This is a genomic window from Vibrio sp. 10N.261.54.E10 (assembly GCF_002877735.2).
GTDB lineage: Bacteria > Pseudomonadota > Gammaproteobacteria > Enterobacterales > Vibrionaceae > Vibrio > Vibrio crassostreae_C.
This window is the reverse complement of sequence record NZ_MCXE02000007.1, coordinates 1-7,669: the sequence shown is the minus strand read 5'-3', so window position 1 is coordinate 7,669 and position 7,669 is coordinate 1. Positions and strand designations below refer to the sequence as shown.

Sequence of the window (7,669 nt, the reverse complement as noted above, 5' to 3'; positions counted from 1 at the left end):
ATGTACTTCGTTCAGTTACATTTGGGTGTTTAACCAGTGTCCATCACTTCAGACTTGGGGTTTTCGCATTTATCGTGAAACGCTTTCGCGTTTTTCGTGCGCCGCTTCAGTCAGTGTTAAATCAATGTATTGTCCCAGAAAATTCACAATTTAAAACACCCTCTAATTGACCAAATCAAAAACAGAAACCAATTCAGAAGCCTCTCCATAAAAAATTTTTGTAGTGACCGTAAAGTGATTGATTCGTACTAAAAATCAACGATTGATACATTCCGTGTTAACGAATTATCACTATGTTGAGAACAACCTAAATGGCAAGACTAAAACCTAATCAACCCTTCGAATTACTCGGTTATACTGTTCAGCCAGGGCAACGAATGGAAATTGAACTGCAAGCTGCCCTGCTTTACACGCACTCTCCACTTTCGATCCCGATTGAAATTATTCACGGTCGCCAAGCAGGTCCAACACTGATGGTAAATGCGGCTATCCACGGTGATGAGCTAAACGGTGTTGAGATTGCACGACAACTGACAAACGCGATTGATCCAAAGAAGCTGAAAGGGACATTAATTGTTGTGCCGATCGTTAACGTGTTTGGTTTTATCCGCAAATCTCGTTACCTACCAGACCGTCGTGACCTAAACCGTTGCTTCCCTGGCAGTGAGAAAGGATCGTTAACATCACGCATCGCTTACACCTTCTTCGAGAACGTGGCAAAGCACTGTGATTACATTCTGGATCTACACACGGTCCGATTCAACGTACTTTAACTTGCCACTGATCCGTGCAAACCTATCGAACCTGAAACACTGCGCATCGCAAAAGCGTTCGCAACACCAGTGATTGTTGATTCTCCATTGCGTGACGGCTCACTACGTGGTGAAGGGAAAAGTTGGGGGATTCTCGTACTAACGTATGAAGGTGGTGAAGCGCTGCGTTTTGATCACCTAGCGATTCGTGCGGGTTACCTTGGCGTGCATCAAGTAATGAAAGAAATCGGCATGCTGCGCCCTAACCGTAAAAAGTTGCCAGAGCCAGTACTGAGTAAATCCACCAGCTGGATCCGAGCTGAGTCAGACGGCATTTTGCGTAATATGGTAAGGCTTGGTGAACAAGTTGAAGCAGGACAAACTCTGGCTTACATCAGTTCACCTCTAGGCCACCAAGAAGGCCAAGTGATCACCACTAAAGGCGGTATCGTGATTGGCCAGCAAACGCTGCCTCTAGTGAATGAAGGTGACGCGGTGTTCCACATTGCTTACTTCAAGCAAGATGATGATGAAGTGGGACAGTCAGTTGAAGAGTTACATTGAAGAAGTCGCGGAAGATGATTGGTTAACGACTCTGAACAACTAAGTTTGCAGAGTAAGTTAGCTGAATAACGCTCAGAAATGCAAAAGCCCCAATATACTTTTGACTAGAAAGAGAAAAGTTATATTGGGGCTTTTTCTGCTCTTCTTCAAACAAGAAGAGCATAAATTATTGCGACTTACTCGTCGTCTAGCTCTTCTGCGCGAGCTTTTGCACGTGCTTCACGCGCTTGCTCAGCTTTAAGCTCTTTGTGACGCAATTCATCACGCTCTTTACGTTGCTCTGATTTACGATCGTTACGCTCAGCTTGGTTTGCGATGAAAGATGCTAGTTCTTTCGCGCCCACTCTTCGTGCTAGAGCTTCAGTTTCAAAACCAGACTCACGCTTAGATACTGTTGTGCTGCGAGACGTTACTTGACGAGTAATCTCTGCACACCAACCGTTGCGTTTTTCTGTAATGCGGATATCAAATTTTTTGTTCTTAGACATGTTCTATTTATTCCTAAGGGAGATCATTAAGGGATCGGTCAACTTTGATAACTCCATCTAAGTGAGCATCTTTTAACACCATCCCTTGGTAAGCGCGGTATTAGAGCACAAATCCATGGATATTGCTGCAAATATTTGCAGCGGATCACACTCCATTGCAGCAAATCGTTTGCGGCTCATTTTAATTCTTTCATAACCCTCTATTCACCAGCAATTTCGGCGCTGTTTTATCGACAGCAATGAAAATGAACTATGCTCAAACAGAGAGAAATAAATCGCTAAAATCTACAATCTCACATTAATAGGCGTAAGCATCTCACCTACTCCGCCCATAATTAAAATAGCTAAGGAGTTGCTATGGATAGCTTCATCAAAAAATTACCGAAGGTTGAGCTTCATTTACACATAGAAGGCACACTAGAACCTGAGTTGATGTTCGAACTCGCCAAGCGCAATAACGTGTCGATTCCCTTTGAGAATCCAGACCAAGTTCGCGAAGCCTATCAATTTCACAACCTGCAATCCTTCCTCGATATCTATTACCAAGGCGCCAACGTGCTGATCCACCAGCGAGATTTCTACGACCTAACTTGGGCTTACCTATTGAAATGCCAGCAAGACAACGTGGTTCATACCGAAATCTTCTTTGACCCACAGACTCACACCGAACGTGGGATAGGTTTCGACACAGTTGTTGGCGGTATCACTCAAGCTTTACAGAAAGCAGAACAGGAACTTGGGATAAGCAGCCAACTGATCATGTGCTTTCTGCGCCACCTTGATGAAGACAGCGCGTTCGAGACACTCAAGCAAGCCCTTCCATACAAAGATAAAATCATAGCGGTTGGGTTAGATTCATCGGAGCAAGGTAACCCGCCAGAAAAATTTAAACATGTCTTTCAAGAAGCCATCAACCAAGGTTTCCTAACCGTGGCTCATGCAGGAGAAGAAGGCCCAGCACAAAATATAAGTGATGCGTTGAGCTTGTTAGGCATAACCCGAATTGATCATGGCGTTCGCTGTGTTGAAGATGACGACTTGATGGAACAGTTAATAGCAAAGCGCACACCGCTGACCGTATGCCCGCTATCAAATACCAAGCTCAAGGTCTTCGAAACCATGCAACAACACAACATTGTCAAACTGCTGAGAAAAGGGTTGTGTGTCACCATCAATTCCGATGATCCCGCTTACTTTGGTGGTTACATGAATGACAACTTCCTCGCTGTCGCCAATGCTCATCCACTGACGAAAAACGAATTAGCGCAATTCAGCATCAATGCCATTGAAGCGAGCTTCGTTTCCCCTCGAGGCTAGACAAGAACTCACCGCGCAAGTCCGCCAATATCTAACAGTGAATGCTTAACAAGCCAATAGATAATACTGAACGAACGAATGGATAATACTGAACGAATAGAGAAAGTGCACTTTTCAACACGATCAAAAAAGGGAAGCTCATTGCTTCCCTTTCATTATCTAAAGGCTTAACTAGCAAGCTTCATCAATCCTCTGATTAACCTGGGTGACCATCCACTCGCGGGGGTTAATAACATCATGCCAAACTTCCAGATAAACAGACCAAACGCCAACGTCCATAAACCCGCGCTGATGTTGACCATCTCAAATAAGTAAGCAGGGAAGAAAGTGACACCTAAGCTACGAACTAATGCCGCGATAAAGATAGCCGAGAACGCCAACGCCATGCTTGGCCCTTTATAGATAGCACGGCCTGTATGTCCCATGGTGACACGTGTGATCATCGCAAGAATGAGTCCACTCAAACCGCCAATCGCAAACAGGTGCAGCATGTTATGGCTTGCAAATGGATTATCTAACAAACCTCTTAGCAACAAGCTCAAAGGAATACACATATAAGCCGCATGCAGTGACCACACCAAAGGCTCAGACAACGTTGTCCAAGGCTTCCAACGGACAAAGCGCACCAACTGAGTCACACCTGCAAACACCATCAACTCATTGCCCACTTGAGCAAAGGTCAACGGGAAGAAGCTCCAGCACAAACAACCCAACCAAAGGCAGGTTAGCTAGCCATTCCAACCAAACCAGTGGTTGTGCTTTTTCAAAGTCAAAACGACGGGCCGTGAAGAACGGGATAACTCGTCCACCCATCACGGATAATAACAAAGTAAACCACCATAACATTGCGTGCCATACTGCAGACGATGGGAATGGAGGCATGCCTTTAATCGTCGCGTAACTAGCAAAGTTGGCGACGATAGCCAATATAAACAGCGGCACAAAAAACAGGTTCTTCCAGCCTTTCGATTTCACGACACGGGAAACCAATCTCGTAAGCGGCAAAGATCAAGAACAACGCTTCAACCGATGAGATTAACCACAAGGGCGCAGGTGTCCAAAATAGAATACGAGGTGCTAGCCACAAACCAACGAGCGCTGCTAATCGATAATGTTTGGTTCCGTTGACTCCCGTCCACGTTTGCACCGCAGTCAGAACAAAACCAACCACAATCGCCATAGAAAAACCAAACAGCATTTCATGTACGTGCCACCAAAGCGCGGGCACTTTTAACACTTCAGGCTGACCATTTTGGAACATGACAACCCAAGCGACGATAGCAATCACAGCATAGAGGCTGCCAAGAAAGAAGAAAGGTCTAAAACCTAAACGAAGATAAGCTGGAATCGCATCTTCTACGCTTTTATCTGTGATATTTAACAAACTCATTCCTCATTTCAGATAACAAGCCAAGTGTGGCTTATATTGAATTGCTACCAATAGCCAAATTCAAGGTGCAGTAATCATCACCGCAATATTACCTAACACAATGCATGAAACGCGCCAAAGATATAAAACCAATAAAAACAAGCAACAAGGTGTATTTAGAGGTCAAAAAAGTGTCAATTAAACACACCACAAAAAGTCATTTAGACTCGAGGGTGTGTAAAATAAAAAACTACTGACATTTGATGAAGCCAAACATATAGTAAGACTAGTCTCAAATACAAAAGAACAGACAGGGAACGCGATGTATATTTTTGGTTATGGTAGCTTGATCAACTCCTCTTCTCGTCAACTCACAGGTCAAACAGGACAAGCTATTCCTGCGATAGTGCACGGCCTAGTGCGTCACTGGAGTAAAATCGACGACAGCTATGTTTTGTCACCGTTGATAGTCAATCTTGGTGAGGGACAAGTGAATGGTGTTTTGCTTGAGGTCGATGATGTTGCGTTGGCTGAATTTGATCGTCGTGAGCGTGGTTATCATCGAATTGAGTTAAAAACGATCAGATAGAGAGCCAAACCGAGTTTAAAGCGGATCAATCGATCTGGGTATATATCAAAGACGAAATCGAAGCGCCTTGTGAAAACAGCCCTATCGTTCAAACCTATGTTGATACTGTCATGGCAGGATGTTTAGAGGTGTCTGAGAGCTTTGCAGCGCACTTTGTCCAACACACACAAGGTTGGCACCACCCATTAGAAAATGATCGCCACCAGCCGAAATACGGCAACCTAGCAGGAGTGTCTGAGCACCATCACAGTGTGATTGATGGCTTGATACTGACTGTTCGCAGCTAGTTGATTCACCCCCCTCCTAGGCTTGGTGCCCCCCCCCCAACGCATTGACTCACCGACCTAAAGAGATCTTAAACCACACGAATACCTGCTGGCATCGCACGTTCCGGTGTTAGCAATACACTTTCAGATTCATCTTCCGTTTCTGCACATAGCAGCATGCACTCAGAAGTGTGGCCTCTCATCTTCGCCTTCGCTAGATTGCACAAAACAACAACCTGCTTACCCATCAACTCTTCTTCGGTGTAGTAAGGGACTAGGCTAGTCACCGTTTGTAGCGTCTTCTCACCGATATCCACTTGCACGATGTACAGCTTGTCGGCGTTTTCATGACGCACAACCTCGATGATCTTACCCACACGCATTTCTAACTTAGCAAAGTCACCATAAGAGACAGTATCCATTTCTCACTTCCTATATTGGTTTATTTTTATTCATTGAATCATTTACCAAAATTAAGTAAAATGTAAATGTTTAGCACTAGCACTAAGAGCAACAATTACAAGCGGTAAAGATCTCATTACTGGAAGTAAAATGAGAGTTTCATTGCCTTAGTATCATTGTCGGTGTTAAATAGATTCAGCAATATATAGAGGTTAAAAATGGCAACAATTAAAGATGTAGCAAAGGAAGCTGGTGTCGTGGTTGCAACCGTATCTCGAGTAATCAACAAGTCTCCAAAAGCAAGCGCAAGCTCGGTAGAGTCTGGTGACTAAAGCGATGGTTAAAACTGGGTTACCGCCCTAATGGCGAATGCTCGTGCGTTGGTCAGCCAAAGCACCAACACTGTGGTGCAGTGGGCTGGTGATATTCCGACCCCTTTTTCGGCACGCTGGTTAAGGCTGTCGATAATGTTGCTCGTGAGAACGGAAAACATATCCTCGTTGGTAATGGCTCACACGATCGTGGAAGAAGAGAGACAAGCGATTGAGTTGCTGATTAATAGCCGTTGCGATGCCTTGGTAATCCACTCTAAAGGACTCACCGACGAAGAGCTGATTGCCTATGCCAAAGAAGTAAAAGGCTTAGTACTTCTCCATCAATCGTTATATTGCTGAGATTGCGAACCGTTGTATTTTCAGACAACAAAAGGCGCGTACCTCGCCACTGAATACCTGATTCGTCATGGCTACAAAAACATCGCTCGCATCGCCTTCACACAGCATTGAAGATGCCGATGAGCGAGTGCAAGGCTATCTAGCAGCACTCTCCGATTACAAAATCGAGTTATCTGATAGCTATATTGAATATTCAGCGCCCACCAGTGATGGTGGCGAATACGCGATGACTAACCTACTAACCAAGTCACTGCCTATCACCGGCCTTGTTGCTTACAACGATTACATGGCAGTAGGCGCACTCTCAGTGCTTGATGAAAACGGTGGTATTCAAGCGCCAGACAAGGTTTCTATTGTTGGTTTTGATGACGGCTTAATTGCTCGCTACGTTCACCCCAAGCTGACTACTATCCGCTACCCTATTCAGATGATGGCAGAAAAAGCCACTCGACTCGCGTTAGTGCTGGCTAAAAGTGAAGCTGTTTCCTCTGAGCCAATGATGCTCTCTCCGGACTTAGTTCGTAGAAATTCGGTTGAGAAAGTCGTCTAGCCGCAGAGCGGCCTCTCCTTGCTTTCGCTAGTCTTCTGACCAGCCGTTAGCATCGAATATAGAATACAAAAAAAGCCCTAACAGAAGCGACTTGTTAGGTTTCTTACCTTACTCTCCCAACAATAATTCCCTTTGTTAGGCGCCAATTTGGCATAAACCACTTTGAGTTAGAGCAGACTAGTTTGAATAATCCCCTCGAAATTCAAACTGATAACAGGTTCGGTAGCGGTATTTCGCTCAGGCTTCAAGAACACAACTGTCCTGTTTCCACTGGATGGTTAGGTGAGTCAGGTAAGAACGTTTCCAATGCAATTCCTGCGTAGTCTTCGTAGCTACCACCATTTCGATTAGTGTTCCGGCCCAACCAATTACCGGTATACAGCTGCATTGCTGGCTTGGTTGAAAAGACTTTCAGAGTGACAAGTGTATCAGGCGAAGTCACTGTAGCCGCACATTGATCGCGTTTACAGTTTTCCCCCGCTAAAAGAAAAGAATGATCATAACCTTTGGCCGCTTTTTGCTGTTGAAGCGGCGCACGAAAACGCGAAAGCGTTTCACGATAAATGCGAAAACACAGACGACTAAACAAATGAAGCGGCGCACGAAAAACGCGAAAGCGTTTCACGATAAATGCGAAAACGAGGGTTCTGTCCACAGAGAAGGGTTAAACACCCAAATTCAACTGAACGAAGTACATA

At 44.8% G+C, this 7,669-nt stretch carries 3 protein-coding genes and 6 pseudogenes; 5 read left to right on the top strand and 4 right to left on the bottom strand.

Annotation, left to right across the window (positions count from 1 at the left end):
* The first annotated feature begins 311 nt into the window (after positions 1-311).
* Positions 312-1,316: pseudogene (locus BCU07_RS23345) on the top strand (succinylglutamate desuccinylase/aspartoacylase family protein).
* 176 nt (positions 1,317-1,492) lie between these two features.
* Here the strand turns inward: BCU07_RS23345 and BCU07_RS23340 are convergent.
* Positions 1,493-1,804, bottom strand: coding sequence for a DUF3622 domain-containing protein (locus BCU07_RS23340; protein WP_413286203.1), 312 nt, complete (start codon positions 1,802-1,804; stop codon positions 1,493-1,495).
* A 357-nt stretch (positions 1,805-2,161) separates the two neighbouring features.
* Here BCU07_RS23340 and BCU07_RS23335 point away from each other — a divergent pair.
* Positions 2,162-3,170 (top strand): annotated as a pseudogene (locus BCU07_RS23335) (adenosine deaminase).
* 147 nt (positions 3,171-3,317) lie between these two features.
* On the opposite strand, the pseudogene BCU07_RS23330 reads toward BCU07_RS23335, so the two are convergent.
* Positions 3,318-4,505 (bottom strand): annotated as a pseudogene (locus tag BCU07_RS23330) (NnrS family protein).
* Positions 4,506-4,812: 307 nt separating this feature from the next.
* On the opposite strand from BCU07_RS23330, the pseudogene BCU07_RS23325 reads away from it, so the two are divergent.
* Positions 4,813-5,366 (top strand): annotated as a pseudogene (locus BCU07_RS23325) (gamma-glutamylcyclotransferase family protein).
* 68 nt (positions 5,367-5,434) lie between these two features.
* Here BCU07_RS23325 and BCU07_RS23320 read toward each other — a convergent pair.
* Entirely contained in the window at positions 5,435-5,767 is a 333-nt protein-coding gene (locus BCU07_RS23320) for a tRNA-binding protein (RefSeq protein WP_004734420.1), read from the bottom strand.
* Positions 5,768-5,965: 198 nt separating this feature from the next.
* Between BCU07_RS23320 and BCU07_RS23315 the strand changes: the two are divergent.
* A pseudogene (locus BCU07_RS23315) lies at positions 5,966-6,971 on the top strand (substrate-binding domain-containing protein).
* A 237-nt stretch (positions 6,972-7,208) separates the two neighbouring features.
* Here the strand turns inward: BCU07_RS23315 and galM are convergent.
* A pseudogene (gene galM / locus BCU07_RS23310) lies at positions 7,209-7,497 on the bottom strand (galactose-1-epimerase); the annotation flags it as partial.
* On the opposite strand from galM, the gene BCU07_RS23305 reads away from it, so the two are divergent.
* Positions 7,465-7,669 (top strand): hypothetical protein (locus tag BCU07_RS23305; RefSeq protein ID WP_413286204.1); only part of this gene is annotated, 205 nt, incomplete at its 3' end. The pseudogene galM and the gene BCU07_RS23305 overlap by 33 nt on opposite strands.

What these genes read in the sequence shown, in the direction of transcription:
- BCU07_RS23340 (WP_413286203.1), bottom strand. Translation starts at nt 1,804, where the DNA reads ATGTCTAAGAACAAAAAATTTGATATCCGCATTACAGAAAAACGCAAC.
- BCU07_RS23320 (WP_004734420.1), bottom strand. Translation starts at nt 5,767, where the DNA reads ATGGATACTGTCTCTTATGGTGACTTTGCTAAGTTAGAAATGCGTGTG.